Origin of the sequence: Luteococcus struthionis, assembly GCF_048595755.1 — a bacterium.
Taxonomy (GTDB): Bacteria; Actinomycetota; Actinomycetes; order Propionibacteriales; family Propionibacteriaceae; genus Luteococcus.
Genome location: NZ_CP184360.1, coordinates 2,508,292 through 2,526,561 on the forward strand (window position 1 = coordinate 2,508,292; position 18,270 = coordinate 2,526,561).

Annotated in this window: 17 protein-coding genes; 9 read left to right on the top strand and 8 right to left on the bottom strand. The window is 67.4% G+C overall.

What is annotated here, in order from left to right:
• Positions 1 to 90 precede the first annotated feature (90 nt).
• From ACOAMO_RS11595 to ACOAMO_RS11625, 7 genes are all read left to right on the top strand, one after another.
• Entirely contained in the window at positions 91 to 1,308 is a 1,218-nt protein-coding gene (locus ACOAMO_RS11595) for an AI-2E family transporter (protein WP_420177024.1), read from the top strand.
• A gap of 129 nt (positions 1,309 to 1,437) precedes the next feature.
• On the top strand, positions 1,438 to 2,004 hold the full coding sequence (locus tag ACOAMO_RS11600; protein WP_420177025.1) for an ATP-dependent Clp protease proteolytic subunit: 567 nt from the start codon (positions 1,438 to 1,440) through the stop codon (positions 2,002 to 2,004).
• 8 nt (positions 2,005 to 2,012) lie between these two features.
• A complete protein-coding gene (locus ACOAMO_RS11605; protein WP_420174933.1) occupies positions 2,013 to 2,678 on the top strand; it encodes an ATP-dependent Clp protease proteolytic subunit in 666 nt (221 codons plus the stop codon).
• Between the two features lie 96 nt (positions 2,679 to 2,774).
• The gene (gene clpX / locus ACOAMO_RS11610; RefSeq protein ID WP_420174934.1) at positions 2,775 to 4,067 is read left to right on the top strand and encodes an ATP-dependent Clp protease ATP-binding subunit ClpX; all 1,293 of its coding nucleotides are present in this window, start codon (positions 2,775 to 2,777) and stop codon (positions 4,065 to 4,067) included.
• A gap of 13 nt (positions 4,068 to 4,080) precedes the next feature.
• Complete coding sequence (locus ACOAMO_RS11615) at positions 4,081 to 4,608, top strand: hypothetical protein (protein ID WP_420174935.1); 528 nt, start codon at positions 4,081 to 4,083, stop codon at positions 4,606 to 4,608.
• A 42-nt stretch (positions 4,609 to 4,650) separates the two neighbouring features.
• Positions 4,651 to 5,574, top strand: a complete 924-nt coding sequence (locus ACOAMO_RS11620) for a 2-hydroxyacid dehydrogenase (protein ID WP_420174936.1) — start codon at positions 4,651 to 4,653, stop codon at positions 5,572 to 5,574.
• Positions 5,575 to 5,717: 143 nt separating this feature from the next.
• Positions 5,718 to 8,948, top strand: a complete 3,231-nt coding sequence (locus tag ACOAMO_RS11625; protein WP_420174937.1) for an efflux RND transporter permease subunit — start codon at positions 5,718 to 5,720, stop codon at positions 8,946 to 8,948.
• A 39-nt stretch (positions 8,949 to 8,987) separates the two neighbouring features.
• Here the strand turns inward: ACOAMO_RS11625 and ACOAMO_RS11630 are convergent, their stop codons facing one another.
• Together ACOAMO_RS11630 and ACOAMO_RS11635 are read right to left on the bottom strand one after the other, a co-directional pair.
• Entirely contained in the window at positions 8,988 to 9,521 is a 534-nt protein-coding gene (locus tag ACOAMO_RS11630) for a GtrA family protein (protein WP_420174938.1), read from the bottom strand.
• A 101-nt stretch (positions 9,522 to 9,622) separates the two neighbouring features.
• The gene (locus ACOAMO_RS11635; protein ID WP_420174939.1) at positions 9,623 to 10,543 is read right to left on the bottom strand and encodes a PRC and DUF2382 domain-containing protein; all 921 of its coding nucleotides are present in this window, start codon (positions 10,541 to 10,543) and stop codon (positions 9,623 to 9,625) included.
• 314 nt (positions 10,544 to 10,857) lie between these two features.
• On the opposite strand from ACOAMO_RS11635, the gene ACOAMO_RS11640 reads away from it, so the two are divergent.
• Positions 10,858 to 11,421 (top strand): hypothetical protein, encoded by a 564-nt coding sequence (locus ACOAMO_RS11640; RefSeq protein WP_420174940.1) that lies wholly within the window; start codon positions 10,858 to 10,860, stop codon positions 11,419 to 11,421.
• Between the two features lie 15 nt (positions 11,422 to 11,436).
• Here ACOAMO_RS11640 and ACOAMO_RS11645 read toward each other — a convergent pair whose 3' ends face one another.
• From ACOAMO_RS11645 to ACOAMO_RS11660, 4 genes are all read right to left on the bottom strand, one after another.
• The gene (locus ACOAMO_RS11645; protein ID WP_420174941.1) at positions 11,437 to 11,754 is read right to left on the bottom strand and encodes a hypothetical protein; all 318 of its coding nucleotides are present in this window, start codon (positions 11,752 to 11,754) and stop codon (positions 11,437 to 11,439) included.
• Between the two features lie 46 nt (positions 11,755 to 11,800).
• On the bottom strand, positions 11,801 to 12,586 hold the full coding sequence (locus ACOAMO_RS11650) for an ABC transporter permease (protein ID WP_420174942.1): 786 nt from the start codon (positions 12,584 to 12,586) through the stop codon (positions 11,801 to 11,803).
• Complete coding sequence (gene modA, locus ACOAMO_RS11655; RefSeq protein ID WP_420174943.1) at positions 12,583 to 13,410, bottom strand: molybdate ABC transporter substrate-binding protein; 828 nt, start codon at positions 13,408 to 13,410, stop codon at positions 12,583 to 12,585. The genes ACOAMO_RS11650 and modA overlap by 4 nt, the downstream gene beginning before the upstream one ends.
• Positions 13,411 to 13,514: 104 nt before the next feature.
• Positions 13,515 to 14,099 (bottom strand): sigma-70 family RNA polymerase sigma factor, encoded by a 585-nt coding sequence (locus ACOAMO_RS11660; protein ID WP_420174944.1) that lies wholly within the window; start codon positions 14,097 to 14,099, stop codon positions 13,515 to 13,517.
• A 46-nt stretch (positions 14,100 to 14,145) separates the two neighbouring features.
• On the opposite strand from ACOAMO_RS11660, the gene ACOAMO_RS11665 reads away from it, so the two are divergent.
• Positions 14,146 to 14,451, top strand: a complete 306-nt coding sequence (locus ACOAMO_RS11665; protein ID WP_420174945.1) for a zf-HC2 domain-containing protein — start codon at positions 14,146 to 14,148, stop codon at positions 14,449 to 14,451.
• A gap of 23 nt (positions 14,452 to 14,474) precedes the next feature.
• Here ACOAMO_RS11665 and ACOAMO_RS11670 read toward each other — a convergent pair whose 3' ends face one another.
• Together ACOAMO_RS11670 and valS are read right to left on the bottom strand one after the other, a co-directional pair.
• Positions 14,475 to 15,275, bottom strand: a complete 801-nt coding sequence (locus ACOAMO_RS11670; RefSeq protein ID WP_420174946.1) for a Cof-type HAD-IIB family hydrolase — start codon at positions 15,273 to 15,275, stop codon at positions 14,475 to 14,477.
• Positions 15,276 to 15,335: 60 nt separating this feature from the next.
• Complete coding sequence (gene valS / locus ACOAMO_RS11675; protein ID WP_420174947.1) at positions 15,336 to 18,080, bottom strand: valine--tRNA ligase; 2,745 nt, start codon at positions 18,078 to 18,080, stop codon at positions 15,336 to 15,338.
• Positions 18,081 to 18,270: the final 190 nt, after the last annotated feature.

Genomic DNA, 18,270 nt, shown 5'->3' on the forward strand with positions numbered 1-18,270 from the left:
GAGAAGCCCGTGCTCGATTCCCTCCGACGCCGGCTGCCGCGGGCCTTGCCTCGCGGCAGGACGCGAGCCCTGGCCCAGGTTGACACGCGCATGGTGCATGGCCCCGAAACCCCGCAGCAGGCGGCGGCGCGCGTGACCGACCGATCGGCGGCCCGCAACCGGGTGGTGGTCCATGAGGTGGAGCCCGTCGACGAGGCTGCACCGCAATCCGTCGCGGCGATGCCCGCCGAACGCAGCGAGCGCTCCATGCCTCGTATCGTGCTGGTCCTGGTGGCCATCGCGGCCGGGCTGTTGGTCCTTCGGGAGCTGCGGGAGTTGGCGAGCCTCGTGGCGCCCGTCTTCTTCGCCCTGAACCTGATGATCACCGCCTATCCGGTGCAGCGTCGTCTGGTACGTCTGGGCCTGCCGCGATGGCTGGGTGCCGTGGCCGCTGGCCTGACGGTGTTGGTGGTGCTGGCGCTGGTGATCTTCGGCCTGAGCTATGGCGTGGCGGCGATGGTGGGCGAGCTGCCCAAGTACAACCAGCAGTTCACGGCGCTGTACAACCAGTCGCTGCAGTTGCTGCAGGAGCTCGGTTTCGATCGCGGTGTGGTGATGCAGTCGCTGAAGGGGATCGACCCGAACAGCGTGATCACGGTGGTGACCGGACTGGTCAGCAATGCCAGCGGGGTGGCTGCCCTGGCAGTCGTGGTGCTCACCACGCTGATCTTCATGGTGATGGACGCCATCATCATCGAGGACCGTCTGGAGGCCGCGCGCCTGTCCCACCCCTCGCTGGTCCGCGGGCTGCTGACCTTTGCCCAGGGGATCCGCAAGTACTGGCTGGTCAGCACCGTCTTCGGTCTGATCGTGGCAGTGGTCGACTACGTGATCCTGATCGGTGTGGGCGTGCCCCTGGCGCTGGTCTGGGCCCTGTTCAGCTTCCTCACCAACTACATCCCCAACATCGGCTTCGTGATCGGCCTGGTGCCCCCGGCGCTGCTGGCGCTGGTCGAGGGCGGCTGGAAGCCCGCGGTGCTGGTGGTGGTGGCCTACAGCGTGGTCAACTTCGTCATCCAGTCGATCATCCAGCCCCGGGTGGCCGGCGACGCGGTGGGTCTGACACCAACCCTGTCCTTCCTGTCCCTGCTGCTGTGGGGCTGGGTCTTCGGCGGCCTGGGGGCGCTGATCGCCCTGCCGCTGTCGCTGCTGGTCAAGGCACTGTTGGTGGACGTCGATCCGCAGGCGCGGTGGGCGAACACCTTGATCTCCTCGCGGGTCAGCGACGGGCTGCCACAGACCCCGGCGCGAACCCGCCTGGACGGGTGAGGCACGCCCGCAGCGAACGCGGTCGGGATCCATTGTTTTGTCGGTCACAGCGGGTAGGTTTCAAGGGTGAACGATTTCGCAACTGACCACACGATCCGCGCCGCAGCTGGCGCCGGCAGTGGCTTCGGGATGACCGACAACGTCTACCAGGCACTGCTGGCCAACCGAATCGTCTTCCTCGGCGACGAGGTGAAGGACGAGAACGCCAATGCAATCTGTGCGCAGCTCCTCCTGCTCAACGCGGAGGATCCGCACAAGGACATCTACCTGTACATCAACTCGCCCGGTGGGTCGGTGACGGCCGGCATGGCCATCTTCGACACCATGCAGTGGATCAGCAATGACGTGGCCACCGTGGCCATGGGCCTGGCCGCCTCCATGGGGCAGTTCCTCCTCAGCGCCGGTGCCAAGGGCAAGCGCTATGCGCTGCCCCACAGCCGGATCATGATGCACCAGCCCTCGGGCGGCATCGGCGGCACCGCCTCCGACATCCGCATCCAGGCCGAGCAGTCCCTGCACATCAAGAAGCAGATGGCCGAGCTGATCGCGGAGCACACCGGGCAGCCGCTGGAGCAGATCGAGGCCGACTCCGACCGCGACCGTTGGTTCACCGCGGCGCAGGCGCTGGAGTACGGCTTCATCGACCACGTCTACGAGCGCGCGTCGCAGATCAGCAACGACGCCCCGAACCAGTGAGGACCAGCATGACCATGCCCTTCAACATGTCCATGCCGGCGATGCCCGGCGGGATGGCTCCGGCCGGTCCGTCGATGGACTACTACATTCCCCAGTGGGAAGAGCGCACCTCGTACGGCATGCGCCGCGTCGATCCGTACACCAAGCTCTTCGAGGAACGCATCATCTTCCTCGGCACCCCGATCAGCGACGAGATCGCCAACGCCGTGATGGCCCAGCTGCTGTGCCTGCAGCAGATGGACAGCGAGCGTCCGATCAGCATGTACATCAACAGCCCGGGTGGTTCCTTCACCGCCCTGACGGCGATCTATGACACCATGCAGTACATCAAGCCCGATGTGCAGACGGTGTGCCTCGGTCAGGCCGCCTCCGCCGCGGCCGTCCTGCTGGCCGCCGGCAGCAAGGGCCGTCGCATGGCGTTGCCTAACTCGCGCATCCTGATCCACCAGCCGGCCACCGAGGGCGGCTACGGCCAGAGCTCCGACCTGGAGATCCAGGCCAATGAGATCCTGCGCATCCGCGGACTGATGGAGACCATGCTGGCCAAGGACACCGGCCAGAGCGTCGAGAAGATCAGCCGCGACATCGAGCGCGACAAGTACCTCACCGCCGAAGAGGCCATGGAGTACGGCATCATCGACGACATCCTGACCTCGCTCAAGGACGTCGACTGACACCCCGCTGACCCAGTCCGGGCCATCTCTGCGGACCTCCCGCGGTGATGGCCCGGCAGCGGTTAGGGTGGCCGGAGAGTCGAAAGGACCTAGGACATGGCGCGCATTGGTGAATCGGGCGATCTGTTCACCTGTTCCTTCTGTGGCAAGAGCCAGAAGCAGGTGAAGAAGCTCATCGCGGGTTCGGGCGTCTACATCTGCGACGAGTGCATCGACCTGTGCAACGAGATCATCGAGGAGGAGTTCAGCCAGGGCAGCGACGTCGGCCTGCTGGATGACCTGCCCAAGCCCACCGAGATCCGTGACTTCCTCGATTCCTACGTCATCGGGCAGGACAGCGCCAAGCGCACCCTGGCCGTGGCCGTCTACAACCACTACAAGCGGGTTCAGGCGGCCGCCACCACACCGGCCGCTCGTCGCACCTCCGAGGACGACGGCGTGGAGTTGGGCAAGTCCAACATCCTGCTCATCGGCCCCACCGGATGCGGCAAGACCTACCTGGCGCAGACACTCGCCAAGATGCTCAACGTCCCCTTCGCCATGGCCGACGCAACGGCGCTCACAGAGGCTGGCTATGTGGGCGAGGACGTGGAGAACATCCTGTTGAAGCTGATCCAGGCCGCCGACTACGACGTCAAGAAGGCCGAGACCGGCATCATCTACATCGACGAGATCGACAAGGTGGCCCGCAAGAGCGAGAACCCGTCGATCACCCGCGACGTCTCGGGCGAGGGAGTCCAGCAGGCGCTGTTGAAGATCTTGGAAGGAACCGTTGCCTCGGTGCCGCCCCAAGGAGGCCGCAAGCACCCGCACCAGGAGTTCATCCAGATCGACACCACCAATGTGCTGTTCATCGTCGGTGGTGCCTTCGCCGGGCTGGACGACATCATCAATGACCGCATTGGCAAGCGTCCGCTGGGCTTCAACACCGCCCAGTCGGCCCGTGAGGAATTGCAGGACCCGTTCAGCCAGGTCTCGCCCGAAGACCTGCACAAGTTCGGCCTGATCCCCGAGTTCATCGGCCGCCTCCCGATGACGGCGACGGTGGCGCCGCTCGACAAGGACGCGTTGGTGCGCATCCTGACCGAGCCGCGCAATGCGCTGGTCAAGCAGTACCGCAAGATGTTCGAGCTGGACGGCGTGCAGTTGGAGTTCACCGACGATGCGGTGGAGGCAGTGGCCCTCAAGGCCCTGGAGCGTGGCACGGGAGCCCGCGGCCTGCGCTCGATCCTGGAAGAGACCCTGCTGGACGTGATGTTCGACGTGCCCAGCCAGGAGACGATCAGCCAGGTCGTCGTCACCGGCGCGTGCGTGCGAGGCGAGGCAAGCCCTACCCTTGTTGCGCGGAACAAGAGCCGAATGGCCCACCGCGGTGAACTGAGCGCCTGACGAGGAGACCTTCGTGACATCGACACCCCCAGCCGAGCCCGCCGACCAGAGCCAGCCCGAGCCGGAGGTGGTTCGGGAGGCCGCGCCCCAGAAGTTGAGCAAGCGAGAGCTTCGGGAGCGCCAGCGTGCCGCCCAGGAGCGCTCGATCGGCAGCGGTGTCAGCGGAATCCTGTTGGCCGGGCTTTCCACGGTGCCCGCGCTGCTCGGGGGCACCGCCTGGCTCCTCAACGACAGCCGGCTGTGGTTCGGGGTGGGGATCGTCGTCGCCCTGGCCATGCTGGCCTCCACGCTGATCGTCAGCGGACGGATGAGGGAACGCAACCAGCTCTTCCGTGGCTGCTACCTGGTGGCGGTGCTGGCCAACATCGTCGCGGTGGTGGCGCTGCTGGTGTGGATCCGCAGTCAGGACCTCACTTGGGGCGGCATGGCCCCCTGGGCAGCGATCCTGCTGGCCGCCCCCGTCCTGTGCGCGGTGGTCTACGCGATCGGGCAGGCGCTGGAGACGCGCAAGCGGGCCAAGCTGGCGGCCCCGTCGGCCTGACCCCACGGCCGTCGGCCTTGACCCCGCAGGCAGAATGTGGGCATGAGCAAAGAGCAGCTGGTTGTCACCGTGCCCACCGTCGAGCTTCGTGATGCCCTGCAGGGCGAGCTTCCCGACGACGTCCGCGTGGAGGTCTGGCCGATGGAGGGGCCCTCCGGCCAGGACCACATCGATCTGGCGGTGCTGCCCTACATGGCGCCCCCCGAGCTGCTGTCGACCCTGCAGGGCGAGAAGATCACCACGATCCAGAGCCAGGCCCTGGGCTATGACAACGCGGAAAAGCACCTGCCCGAAGGCATCACCCTGAGCAATGCGATGGGCGTGCACGAGGGAGCGACGGCGGAACTGACCGTCGCCCTGGTGCTGGCGGCCCAGCGCGACCTGGACCTGTATTTCGCGCAGCAGCGTGAGGGTGGTTGGGAGCAGCAGTTCAGCCCCGGACTGCAGGGCAAGACGGTCTTGTTGGTGGGCACCGGCGGCGTGGGCCAGGCGATCCACGACCGCTTGGAGCCCTTCGAGGTGGAGGTGGTGCGCAGTGCCTCGCGTGCTCGCACCGATGAGCGCGGCACGGTCCACGGACCCGAGGACCTGCCCAGGCTGGTGGGTGAGGCCGACGTCGTCATCCTGGGGACACCGCTCACCGAGCAGACCCGCCACATGTTCGATGCCGAGATGATCGCCAACATGAAGGCGGGGGCCCTGTTGGTCAACATCGGTCGCGGCCCGCTGGTCGACACCGACGCGTTGGTGCAGGCCGTGAGTGAGGGGCGCATCCGCGCCGCGCTCGACGTGATGGATCCGGAACCGTTGCCCGCGGACCATCCGCTGCGCAGCCTGCCCGGTGTGCTGTTCACCCCTCACGTGGGTGGCCGTAGTGCCAGCATGCAGCAGCGTGTGGTGGCCCTGCTGCAGGAGCAGGTTGGGCTGATGCGCCAGGGCAAGGAGGCAGCCCACCGGGTGCTGTGATCCGGACGGCCCGTCGCCCGAGCCGGGGTGTGCAGCCAATGGCTCGGGCGGTGGGGCTCGGGCGGTGGGCCTTCTGCCTTGTCGAGGGGCGATAGTGTCGGTGCGACAGCAGACACAACAGCAGAACTCGCGATGGAGCCCCGATGGACAGTCTGGCCAAGGTCAGTCTCAAGAACCGCGCACTGATTGCACTGATCACCGTCTTCGTCACGGTCTTCGGTGGCCTGACCGCCTCGGGATTGAAGCAGGAACTGATCCCGTCGCTGGAGATCCCCAGCGCCTTCATCATGACCAGCTATCCGGGCGCCAGCCCGCAGGTGGTCGAGGAGCGGGTCACCGGCCCCATCGAGCAGGCCGTGCTCTCGCTGCAGGGCTTGGAGGGCTACACCTCCACCTCGGCAACCGGCATGTCGACGGTGACAGTGAACGTGGAGTACGGCTCCCAGATGGCCCAGGTGCAGCAGGAATTGCAGGCCTCGGTGAGCCGGATCAAGGGCACGCTGCCGGAGGAGGCCGATGCCCAGGTCTTCACGGGCTCCTTCGACGACATGCCGGTGCAGGTGCTGGCCGTCACTGGTGACGGGACACCGGAAGAGCTGGCGCAGCGGCTGCAGACCATCGCAATCCCGGAGATGGAGAAGCTGCCCGGCGTGCGGCAGGTGACCATGTCGGGTGCACGCGCGCAGCAGGTCCAGGTCACCCTTGACGACAAGAAGCTTGCGGCCGCCGGGTTGAGCCGAGCACAGGTGCAACAGGCGATCGCTGCCTCCGGTGGGCTGGTCTCGGGCGGTTCCCTGAAGGACGGGAAGCAGGACCTGGCCGTCACCGTCGGGGAGCGGCACGATTCGGCCCAGAAGGTGTCCAAGATCGCCCTGGTGGGGCAGGCCGCGAGCCCCGGCGGGGCTGGGGGAGCAGGCGGTGCCGCCGGCCAGGCGCCCAGGCCGGTCACCCTGGGTGATGTGGCCACGGTGAAGCAGGCCGACGCTCCCGCCACGTCGATCTCACGCACCAACGGCAAGCCGAGCCTGTCGCTGGCGATCACCAAGACCCCCGACCGCTCCACCGTCGAGGTCTCGGAGGCCATCAACGAGGCGCTGCCGGGGATCGCCGCGGCCATGGGCAGCAATCCGGAGTTCACCACGGTCTTCGACCAGGCACCGTTCATCACCCAGTCGATCCACGACATGCTGGTGGAGGGCGGCCTCGGCCTGCTGATGGCCGTGCTGGTGATCCTCGCCTTCCTGCGCAGCCTGCGCTCCACGCTGGTCACCGCCGTCTCGATCCCCACGTCCATCCTGCTCACCCTGATCGGCTTGCGGGTGGGCGGCTACAGCCTCAACATCCTCACGCTGGGCGCCCTCACCATGGCCATCGGCCGTGTGGTGGACGACTCGATCGTCGTGGTGGAGAACATCAAGCGGCACCTGTCCTACGGGGTGCCCAAGATGCAGGCCATCCTGGTGGGCGTGCGTGAGGTGGCCACGGCGATCACCGCGGCCACCATCACCACCGTGGCGGTCTTCCTGCCGATCGGTCTGGTGGGCGGGCAGACCGGTGAGCTCTTCCGACCCTTCGCCTTCACCATGACCATGGCGCTCATGGGCTCGCTGCTGGTGGCGCTGACGATCGTGCCGGTGCTGTCCTACTGGTTCCTGGAGGACCCGGACGAGGGCGTGGAACCGGCGGCGGTCGAGGAACGGGCGCACGAGAAGGAACGCCGCAGCCTGCTGCAGCGGACCTACCTGCCTGCCCTCGGGTGGGCACTGCGGCATCGCTGGCTCTCGGTGCTGCTGGCGGTTGCCCTGCTGGCCGGCAGCGTCGCACTGGGCAGCACCCTCAAGACCGACTTCCTGGGCAATGCCGGCATGAACACCCTGACCGTGCAGCAGCAGTTCCCGCCCGCCCTCACGCTCCAGGAGCAGGGGGCACGGGCCAGTCAGGTGGAGAAGGCCTTGCTGGACGTCGACGGAGTGGAGACGGTCCAGACCACCATCGGGGGTTCGGGCATCGAGGCCATGTTCAGCGGTGCCGGTGCGGGCAGTGCTTCCTTCTCCGTGACCACTGACGAGGAGGCCGACCAGCAGGCCCTGGCGCAGCAAGTGCGCGACGCGATGGAGCCGCTGCACAAGACTGGTGTGATCACTGTCTCCGCCAACCAGGGCATGGGTGGCGGCGACGTCGAGGTGGTGCTCACCGCGCCGGATTCGGCAACCTTGAAGAAGGCCAATGACCAGTTGCTGGAGGCCCTCAGGACGGTGCCCGACACCAGCAATGTGGCCTCGAGCCTGGCCGCAGACCAGCCGCAGGTACAGGTCCAGGTGGACCAGGTGAAGGCGGCTCGTCTGGGGCTGGACGAACAGAGCGTGGGACAGGCCGTGCGCGGCATCCTGCAGCCGCAGCCCGTGGCCAAGGTGGAACAGCCCGGCGGCCACACCATCGACCTGGTGCTGCAGGCCAAGGAGGTGCCCGAGGGGCTCGACGAGATGCGTGCCATGCCGCTGATGACCACTCCCACCGGGCAGGTGGTGAAGCTGTCCGACATTGCCACCGTCGAGCGCACCAGCGTGGCCACGGAGGTGGACCACACCGACGGTCAGCGCTCGGTGACCATCTCCCTGACCCCCACCGGTGACAACCTGAGCGCCACCACCAGCGCCGTGACCCAGAAGCTCGACGAGGTGCAGCTCCCGGCGGGCGCCGACGCGCAGCTCGGGGGAGTGGCCACAGAACAGGACGACGCCTTCCGACAGCTCGGACTGGCGCTGCTCGCGGCCATCGCGATCGTCTACGTGGTGATGGTGGCCACCTTCAAGAGCCTGGTGCAGCCGCTGATCCTGACCATCTCGATCCCGTTCGCCGCCGTCGGGGCGATCGTGGCGCTGTTGGTCACCGACACCGCCCTGGGTGTGCCCGCGATGATCGGCCTGTTGATGCTGGTCGGCATCGTCGTCACCAATGCCATCGTGCTCATCGACCTGGTGAACCACTACCGGGAACGCGGCGACGGTGTGGAGCAGGCGCTGGTGGAGGGTTCACGTCAACGTCTGCGCCCGATCATCATGACGGCCCTGGCCACCATCTTCGCGATGGTGCCGATGGGGCTGGGGCTCTCGGGCGGCGGCGTGTTCATCTCCAAGCCCCTGGCGATCGTCGTGATCGGCGGTCTGCTCAGCTCCACGCTGCTCACCTTGCTGCTCGTCCCGGTGCTCTACCACTTGGTGGAGAGCGGCATCGTGAAGCGACGAGAGCAGAAGGCGGCGCGACGCACCCAGCGTCGGCAGCGACGCGAGGAGGTGGCGGCGGTCGCCGTGGAGGTGGACCAGCATGGCAATCCGGTCGAGCAGGTCTCGGTGCCGCGCCGTTCGGTGGAGTGACCTGCCGCCGTCACGTCCTCACACCGTGGCGCAAGGGGGTCAGCCGACGCGCTCGGGTAGCGGGGACGCGTCGTCCTGGTGCCGCGGGCTCTCCTCGTGGCGGTGGCGGAAGACGACGAAGCGCATCATCGTGTACATGAAGGCTGCCTCGGCCGTGGCGGCCATGAGCCTGGCGAGCTGGAACTGCACCCCCAGCTTGTGCAGCGCCCAGGACAGGCCCAGCACCAAGCAGCCGTAGTTGACGAGCACCACCACCACATAGCGCAGCAGTTCGCCGCCGACCTTGGAGCGTGACTCGAAGTTGAGCGCCCGGTTGAGCACATAGGCCAATCCCAGGGCGACGATGTAGCCGATGCTCACCGACCAGCCGTAGGGGATGCGCAGCAGGCGGTAGCAGATGCTCAACAGCGCCATGTCGGTGCTGAAGGTGAACAGGTTGATCAGGCAGTAGCCCACCAGCGTGGCGGGAACCACCCGGCGCAGGGGAGTGGGGAGCACGCCCCACAGTGCGTCACGGACTCGGTCGAACCGCGCTCGCAGCGCAGCGGTGCGCGTCGGTTGCTCTCGGGTCACGTCGTCCAGCCTAGCCGTCGGTGGAACAGGCACGAGGCCCCGGACCAGTGGTCCGGGGCCTCGCGGGATGCGTCATGCGTTCAACGCAAGTGGGGCTGGTGTCAGCCGATCTTGCCGTCGTTGTCGCGATCCAGCTTGTCCTTCACCTTGTCGGTCACGCTGCGGTCGTCGCGCACCTCGCCACGGCCGGCGCGGGCGTCGACGTCGCCCTCAACCTCGATGCGCTCCTTGGCGACATTCTCGGTAACGGTCTGGTTGTCGGTCACGGTCTCCTTGCCGACGCTGACCTTCTCGACGCCAACGGTCTCCTTGGAGACGACGGGGCGCTCCTCGTGCAGCACGACCTCGGTATCACCCTCCTCCAGGCGGCCACCGGCGACGCGCTCACCGTCGGCGATCGGGGTGCGCTCGACGCGCAGCTCCTCGCGGCTGACGGGCACCTGCACGCTCTGCTGCTCGTTGACGACGTGCTTGCGGATGTGGACGCGGCCGGTCTCCACCTGCTCCTTGCCCACGTTCAGGCGCTCCTCGTGACGCACGATGTCGCCGTCGGCGAGGTTGGCGTCGCGGTCGACGTCGGCGCGGTCACGCTTGACGTCGGCGGTGCCAGCAGCGGCGGTACCGGCAGCGGCAGCCTGGGTGCGGTCGACGTCGACGCGGTCGGTGCGCTCGTCGCGATTCTGGTAGGCGCTGAGGTCCTGCTCGATGGAGTAGTAGCGGTAGAGCTCCGCCTCCTCGGCCTCGGTGATGTGACCCTCGGGATCGATGCTCGGGGCGCCCTTGATCTGGTCCTTGGTGTAGGGAACGTGGATCTCGCCGTTGGCCACGTTCTCGCCACGCAGTGGCACGAAGGTCTCCTTCATGCCGAACAGGCCGGTGCGCACGGTGACCCACTCGGGACGGCCGGTGGCGTCGTCCAGGTAGACCTGGCCCACGTCGCCAACCTTGTTGCCTTCGGAATCCACCACGACGCCGTAGTAGCGGTCGTAGTCGTAGGTGCCCTGGTTGATGTTCTCAGTCATGATTCACTCCGTTTCCCGGCCGTTGTGGCCTGAATTGGGTTTCGTGCTCTGACGTCTTCGACGCTAATCAGCCGCAAGTCCAGTTGACAACTGATTTCGCCCAGAGAGTGTTTCCTGTGCTCACAGCGAAACGAGTCGGGAGCCACGGTGGCTTCACTACCGCCGAAGGGGTGTGGCGACGGTGCTGGTGGATGCGCCTTCCAGCGGGGCGATGCCCGCTGCGGGGAGCGCTCGCGGGTAGGCGCTGGGGCGTGCGCGGGAGAGGTAGTATCTACTGGCCCTCGGAGGGGCCATCAGGATTTCAAGGGGAGCAGATGCCGGTACATGACAGTGGAGACTTCGTCGATCAGGTGAGTGCGGTCAAGGCCTGGGCCCAGGCCGCACACGAGGTGCTGCTGGAGGCGGCGGCACAGCAGACCACGGTGGAGTACGCCGCGCTGGCTCGCAAGGTGCAGCAGATCTCGGGGATCCAGACCAAGCAACCCACCTCCAAGTGGATCGGCCCCTTGCTGGGAATGATCGCCCGCAAGTGCCATGCCGAGGGGCTGCCCCTGCTGAGCGCCCTCGCGGTGCGTCGAGACGGATCGGTGGGCTCCGCCTATGACGAGATCCTGCGTTTTGCCCAGGTGCACGAGGTCTTCGACGATCGTGAGGAGCACGCGCTGGAGCAGCGGAGGCTGTGCTACCAGCAGTGGGCGGGAAGCCGCGTGAAGCCGGCTGCCGCGCCGCGCAGCACCACCGTGGTGGGCAAGGTGCCCGCCCCACGCAAGACCGCCGCCCCCAAGCGCGCGGCCAAGGCCGAGCCGCTGCAGGGCAATGTGTGTCCCCGTTGTTTCATGCAGATGTCGCTGACCGGGGTGTGCGACAACTGCGACTGATCGCGCGGGCGGTGGTCAGCTCGGGGCTGCCACCGGCAGCCAGCGGCCCCCGGCACGTCGCAGGATCCAGTACCGTCCGATCACGGCGATCCGGTCGACGGCCTCGTGGGCGGCAGCCGTGGCCATCTGGGCCAGCTCCTGCTCCTCCTTGTCGGAGGAGTCCGGCACCGTGAAGCGCACGGTGATGCGGGCCGTGCCCGCCACCACGTCCACCTGCCGGTCGTCGACGTGGAAGTTCTCGGCAATCGCGGTGACGGCATCGTCGAGGACCGCCTCGGGGCGGTTGCCGGGACGAAGCCCCAGGATCTCCATCTGCACACGGTAAGAAGGCACGACCCCACTCTAGGAGCCGGTGCTGACAATCCCGCGGAGCCTGACTTCACAGGTCGGTGCGCTCACCCCACAGCCCCACCACCAGCAGGACGACGATGCTGGCCACCAGCAGGACGAAGCTGAGCCCCACCGCCAACCCCAGGTTGGACTCGAAGCCGATGAAGATGGCCAGCGGCATCGTCTGCGTCACGCCCTCCCGGTTGCCGGCGAAGAAGATGGTGGCCCCGAACTCGCCGAGCGCTCGCGCCCACGCCAGCACGAGCCCCGTGAACAGGCCCCGACGGGCCACCGGCACCATGACGTGCCAGAACAGGCGCGCCTCGCCGGCGCCATCCACGCGCGCCGCTTCCTGCACCGGCTGCTCCACCGAGGCGAAGCCGACGCGGGCCGCGCGGACGAAGAAGGGGCCCGCGACGAAGACCTGGCTGAGCACGACCGCCGTCGTGGTGAAGGGCAGGGTGATGCCCAACTCGGCCAGCGGGCGCCCAATCCAGCCCTGGCGGCCGAAGACCTCCAACATGGCGATCCCGGCCACCATCGGAGGCAGGACGATGGGCAGGTCCACCAGCATCTGCACGATGCGCCTGCCGGGAAAGTCGACCCGTGCCAACAGATAGGCCAACGGGGTGCCGCACACGATCACTGCGAGCATGCTGACCACGGTGGTCACCAGCGACAGTCGGATCGCGGAGTGGACCGAGGGGTCGGAGAGCTGGGTGGCCAGATCCCCCTCCAACGCCTGCCAGGTCAAGCCCGCCACCGGCACGGCCAGCAGGAGCAGCAGCGCCGAGGCGGGTAGGACGAAGGGCCACAGCCCGCGATGGCGGGTCACGTGGCAGGCGGCAGGTAGCCAGCCTCGTCGAGGACCTGCTTGCCCTCACCCGTGGTCATGAAGTCGATGAAGCTGGCGGCGCCCTGCTGGTTCTTGCCGGCGGTCACCGGGGCGATCGAGAGCGGCAGCATCGCATTCTGCGCTTGGGGGATCTCCACCGTGCTGAGGCCCTTCTTCTCGGCCGGCACGTCGGTGATGAAGACGATGCCCGCATCGGCCTCACCCAGCTGCACCTTGTTGACGATGGGTTGTACCCCCATCTCGCGCGAGACGGTGTTGGCCAAGACCTTGCGGCTGAAGCCCGGCTGCTGCTTGTCCATCTTGGCGAAGGACTTTGCGGTCAACTTCCAGATCGGCAGGGTCTCGGCTCCCAGCAAGACCTTGGTGCCGGGCTTGGCCAGATCGGTGATGCTCGTCACCTTGCCCGGGTTCTTGGGCGCCACCACGACGACCAGCGAGGTACGAGCCAGCTGCGCCACACCGTCCTTGGCCACCAGGCCCTTCTGTGCGGTGGTCTTCATGTCGTCGGGATTGGCGGCGATCCACACATCGGGAGTGGCTCCCTTGGCGAGCTGTTCACGCTGGATCGGGGTGTGGCCCACCTCGAAGGTGGCCTTGCCCAGGCCGGCCTCCTGATACGCGGCGGCGAGCTGCTTGGTGTGGGCCGCCAGTGCTCCGGGCGCGTAGACGACGACCTCCTGCGTCGCCGTCTGCGAGGACTGCTGCATCGAGGGGGAGGCAGTGCCACCACCGCCGGCGCCTGCGGAACAGGCAACGAGGGGAAGGACGGCCAGTGCGGCGACGATACCGCGGCGATTCACCATGACTTGCACAACTCCTGTGTCTGGAACAAGTGGTTCAGACAGAAGTCGTGCGGAGCAGGCCGAAGGTTCCCGTGAGAATTCTCACAGGCTTGGTGGGTCGTCGATCAGGATGCGCGCAGCTCGCTGCGCAGGTCCTCGTCGCTGCAGGCAGCCACCAGGGTCTCGCGGGCGCGGGCGACGCGGGAACGGATGGTGCCGATGCGCACCCCACACACCTCGGCCGCCTGCTCGTAGGTGAAGCCCAGCAGCTGTGTCAGCACGAAGGCCTCGCGTCGTTCGGTGCCGAGCATGGCGATCAGCGACGTGAGTTCGACAGTGCCGCTGGAGTCCTGGGAGGCGGCGTCATGACTGGCCATCCATTCCGGGCCCCGGGGAGTCTGCGGCCGGGCCATCTCATGGCGAACCTGGTCGGCGACGACTCGTCGCGCGACGGTGAGCAGCCAGGCCCGGGCGGGTGCTCGGCCCTCGAAGGAGGGCAGTGAGTCCATGGCCCGCAGATAGGTGTCTTGGGTGAGGTCGTCGGCCTGCTGCTGACCCGCGAGGTGGGCGATGAAACGCCACACATCGGCCTGCGTGAGACGGATGAATTCACCCAGGGCCGGTCGATCACCTTCGGCGGCGGCGAGGGCCAACTCGGTGACGCGCGCATCCAGGGCGGCGCGTCCTGCCGGTTTCACTCGCTGGACCATGCGGCCGATGCTACCGCGACCGGTGCCGGTGGGTTACGCTGCGGGCATGAGGTGCTGCCAGATGGAACAGTGGCGAGCCGCCCTGTCCGCGATGCTGGATGGCGAGGATCCGCCGATCCCGCGCGTCGACGTCGAGGCCCATCTGGACGACTGTGCCGACTGTTCGGCGTGGTATCGCACGGCCCAGGAACAGGCGTCGGGCCTGCGGCAGATGCCGGCGCCGCCGCGTGACCTGACGCAGATGCTGATCGGAGTGACCGAGGCGCACATCTGCAGCTGCCACACCGGCGGGGAGTGTGAGTGCACCAACTGTGCCTGCCCCACGTGTACCTGCCACGAGGCAGCCAGCTGAATCCTTCGCCGTCGGGATGAGGGTCACAGCCCCAGCAGTTCCTCCACCACCTGCATCACGCCGGACTCGGCGCCGCTGGGGGCGCGGTGCGTGGCATTGGCCAAGGCGGCGGGCTGGGCGTCGGCCATCGCATAACTGATCCCGGCCGCGGCCAGCATCTCCTGGTCATTGGCGCTGTCACCAAAGGCGAGCAGTTCGTCGAAGCTGCGCCCCCAGCGCTCCAGCAACAAGGACAGCCCGAAGGCCTTGTGGCGGCCGGGAACGATCAGGTCCATGCCTTGGTGGCCGGTGGTGACCGGAACCAAGGCACCATCCAGCTGTTCGGACAGTTCGGCTGCGAGCCGGTCAGCCTGGCCGTCCCGGGTCACCAGGGCGAACTTGCTGACCGGGCCGTCGATCTGGTGGAGGCTCTCGACGCTCACCAGGTTCTCGTAGGCACTGCTCATCAGCACCCGCATCCGGTCGGGAACCACGCCGGCCATCCAGCCGCCCTCGGGGCCGCTGGCCACGGCGCGGATCTCGGGGTGGTCGTCGATCAGCGCCACCACCTTGTCCACCACCGACTGCTCCAGGACGGCGGCATGCACGCGCTCATGATTGCGATCAACCACCATCGAGCCGTTGTCGCCGACGAAGGCGAGACGCTCAGGGGCGTCGAACATGCTGCGCATGCTCAGGTACTGGCGTCCACTGGCGATCACCACTCGGATGTCGCGGGCCTCGCAGGCCTCGAGCATGCGCGCGAACCGGGGCCGGTCGTAGTCGCGCTGCGGGGTGAACAGGGTGCCGTCCAGATCGATCGCGACGGTGGAGAAGGACTTCACTGGACGGCTCCCTGCTGTTGGGGTGAGGCTGGTTTCGACTGGCTTCAGGCTACCGGTCGGTCAGGCCTTGGGCTTCTTGACGACCGGCTCACCCAGCTCGACGGCCACGGTGGTGGGCCCATCGGTCTTCACCCATGAGACCTCGCCAGTGATGCGCCCCACGGCCCGCAGGTCGCCCTCGGCGCCCTTGAGCTCGTCGAGCACGTGGGCAGTGCCGCTGAACTGGGCCCGCTCGATGGGGGTCTTCATGCTCACCTTGGCCTCGCTCTTGGCGCCGCGAAGCCCGATCAGCACCGTGGCGAGTTCGTCGAGCAGCTCCGCGGTGCCACCGGTGGGCAGCTCATCGACCGTGGGCCACGACGCCTGGTGGACGGAACCCTGCTGGAACCAACTCCACACCTCTTCGGTGACGAAGGGCAGGAAGGGGGCGAACAGGCGCAGCATGACGTCGAGGGCCAGACGCAGCGCCGCCTGGGCCGAGCTCGCGGCCTCCTCGCCCTGCGCACCGTAGGCGCGCTCCTTGACCGTCTCGAGGTAGTCGTCGCAGAAGCCCCAGAAGAAGGCCTCGGTGGCCTCGAGGGCACCGGTGTAGTCGAATCGCTCGAAGCTGTCCGTGGCGGTCTTGACCACCTCGGCTAGCGCCGCGAGCATGGCCAGGTCGAGGGGATTGGTGATGGGCGCCTCGCCAGGGGTCGAGCTCATGCCGAGCACGAACTTGGAGGCGTTGAGCACCTTCATCGCCAGGCGGCGACCCACCTTCATCTGGGTCTCGTCGAAGGGCGAATCCATGCCCGGACGAGCCATCGCGGCACGCCAGCGCACGGCGTCGGCACCGAACTTGTCGAGGATCTCGGTGGGGACCACGACATTGCCCTTGGACTTGCTCATCTTCTTGCGGTCGGGGTCGGTGACGAAGCCACTGATCGAGGCCCGCTTCCACGGCAGCTTGCCGTGCTCCAGTTCGGCGCGCACGACGCGGCTGAACAGCCAGGTGCGGATGATGTCGTGGGCCTGGGGCGCCAGGTCCATCGGGAAGGTCAGGTCGAACAGTTCCTGGTCACGTTCCCAGCCGCAGACGATCTGCGGGCTCAACGAACTGGTCGCCCAGGTGTCCATCACGTCCGGGTCGGCGATGAAGCCACCGGCCTGACCGCGCTGGGACTCGTCGAAGCCGGGCGGGCACTGGCTGGCCGGGTCGACCGGCAGGCTCGCGGCATCGGCGACGATCGGCTCATCGGTCATCGGTTCGCCCTCGTGGTCCAGCTTGTACCAGACGGGGAAGGGCACGCCGAAGAAGCGCTGGCGGCTGATCAGCCAGTCGCCGTTGAGGCCGTTGACCCAGTTGGTGTAGCGGTGCTTCATGTGCTCCGGCACCCAGGCCAGCTCCTCGCCGCGGGCCAGCAGACGCGCCTTGAGGTCTTCGTCACGTCCGCCATTGGTGATGTACCACTGGCGGGTGGAGACGATCTCCAAGGGCTTGTCGCCCTTCTCGTAGAAGTTCGCCATGCGCTGCGTGGGCTTGGGTTCACCGTCCATGTCGCCGGTCTCCGCCAGCTTCTCGACGATGTTCTTGCGGGCCGTGAAGGTGGTCTTGGTGGCCATCTGCTCGGCGTAGAAGTCACCGTTGACCAGCCACTCGGGGGTCTCGGCCTGGAGGCGGCCATCACGGTTGATGATGGTGCGCATCGGCAGCTGCAGCTCGCGCCACCAGATCACGTCGGTCAGGTCGCCGAAGGTGCAGCACATCGCAATGCCGGCACCCTTGTCCTTCTCGGCGGCCGAGTGCGCCAGCACGGGGATCTCGACACCGAAGATGGGCGAGGTGACGGTCTTGCCGAACAGGTGCTGGTAGCGCTCGTCGTCGGGGTGCGCGATCAGGGCGCAGACCGCCGGGAGCAGCTCCGGCCGGGTGGTCTCGATCCAGACCTTGCCGTCGGCGAAGAGGTCTTCTGACGTGGCTTCGACAGGCTCGCCCGCCGTCACCGAGGTGGCTTCGACAGGCTCACCCACCGTCACCGAGGTGGGTTCAAGGGGCTCGCCCCCCTTGCTGTTGAGCGCGAAACCGATCCGGTGGTAGGCGCCGGGGTATTCGCGGGCCTCCAGCTCGGCCTGGGCGACGGCGGTCTGGAAGGTGACGTCCCACATGGTGGGGGCCTCGGAGAGGTAGGCCTCGCCGCGCTCCAGGTTCTTGACGAAGGCGAGCTGGGCGACGCGCTGGGCGTCGTCGCTGATGGTGGCGTAGAGGGTGTCCCAGTCCACCGACAGGCCGAGGCGTCGCCACAGGTCCTCGAAGACCTGCTCGTCGACGGCGGTCAGTTCGTGGCACAGCTCCACGAAGTTGCGGCGGCTGATCGGCACCTGCTTCTTGGGGTCCGGCTTGGCCGGGGGAGTGAAGTCGGGGTCATAGGCGATGCTCGGGTCGCAGCGCACGCCGTAGTAGTTCTGCACGCGACGCTCGGTGGGAAGACCGTTGTCGTCCCAACCCATCGGGTAGAAGACCTGCTTGCCGCACATCCGCTGGTAACGGGCGATGGTGTCGGTGTGGGTGTAGCTGAACACATGGCCCACGTGCAGCGAGCCGGAGACCGTCGGCGGCGGGGTGTCGATGGAGAAGACCTGCTGGCGGGCGGCCGCCTTGCTGGCAGGGTCGGCCGCATCCAGCTGCGGCCGCTGGAAGGCGTAGGTCTTGCCCTGCTGCCACGCCGCGGCCCACTTGCTCTCGAGCCCCTCGAGCACGGGCTTGTCCGGTACCAGTCCAGGTTCGGGGATCGGCGCGGACGTGGTGCTGGAAGGCTCATTAGTCATGGGCGTGATTCTAGTGAGTGGCACCGACACTCTGCGAACCGGCGAGCCCGCCACCTCCTAGCATGCGGCCATGGCAGTGCAGCGCCCCGGACATCCGCCCCGACGCCAGCCTCGCCACCGTGCGTCGAGCCAGGCGACGACATGGCAGGTCTGGGTCTGGTGGGCGTCCGCACCGATGCTCTTGCTCGTG

What these genes read in the sequence shown, in the direction of transcription:
- ACOAMO_RS11600 (WP_420177025.1), top strand. Translation starts at nt 1,438, where the DNA reads ATGACCGACAACGTCTACCAGGCACTGCTGGCCAACCGAATCGTCTTC.
- ACOAMO_RS11640 (WP_420174940.1), top strand. Translation starts at nt 10,858, where the DNA reads ATGCCGGTACATGACAGTGGAGACTTCGTCGATCAGGTGAGTGCGGTC.
- ACOAMO_RS11620 (WP_420174936.1), top strand. Translation starts at nt 4,651, where the DNA reads ATGAGCAAAGAGCAGCTGGTTGTCACCGTGCCCACCGTCGAGCTTCGT.
- ACOAMO_RS11625 (WP_420174937.1), top strand. Translation starts at nt 5,718, where the DNA reads ATGGACAGTCTGGCCAAGGTCAGTCTCAAGAACCGCGCACTGATTGCA.
- ACOAMO_RS11665 (WP_420174945.1), top strand. Translation starts at nt 14,146, where the DNA reads ATGAGGTGCTGCCAGATGGAACAGTGGCGAGCCGCCCTGTCCGCGATG.
- ACOAMO_RS11595 (WP_420177024.1), top strand. Translation starts at nt 91, where the DNA reads ATGGTGCATGGCCCCGAAACCCCGCAGCAGGCGGCGGCGCGCGTGACC.
- ACOAMO_RS11605 (WP_420174933.1), top strand. Translation starts at nt 2,013, where the DNA reads ATGACCATGCCCTTCAACATGTCCATGCCGGCGATGCCCGGCGGGATG.
- ACOAMO_RS11635 (WP_420174939.1), bottom strand. Translation starts at nt 10,543, where the DNA reads ATGACTGAGAACATCAACCAGGGCACCTACGACTACGACCGCTACTAC.
- modA (WP_420174943.1), bottom strand. Translation starts at nt 13,410, where the DNA reads ATGGTGAATCGCCGCGGTATCGTCGCCGCACTGGCCGTCCTTCCCCTC.
- valS (WP_420174947.1), bottom strand. Translation starts at nt 18,080, where the DNA reads ATGACTAATGAGCCTTCCAGCACCACGTCCGCGCCGATCCCCGAACCT.
- clpX (WP_420174934.1), top strand. Translation starts at nt 2,775, where the DNA reads ATGGCGCGCATTGGTGAATCGGGCGATCTGTTCACCTGTTCCTTCTGT.
- ACOAMO_RS11660 (WP_420174944.1), bottom strand. Translation starts at nt 14,099, where the DNA reads ATGGTCCAGCGAGTGAAACCGGCAGGACGCGCCGCCCTGGATGCGCGC.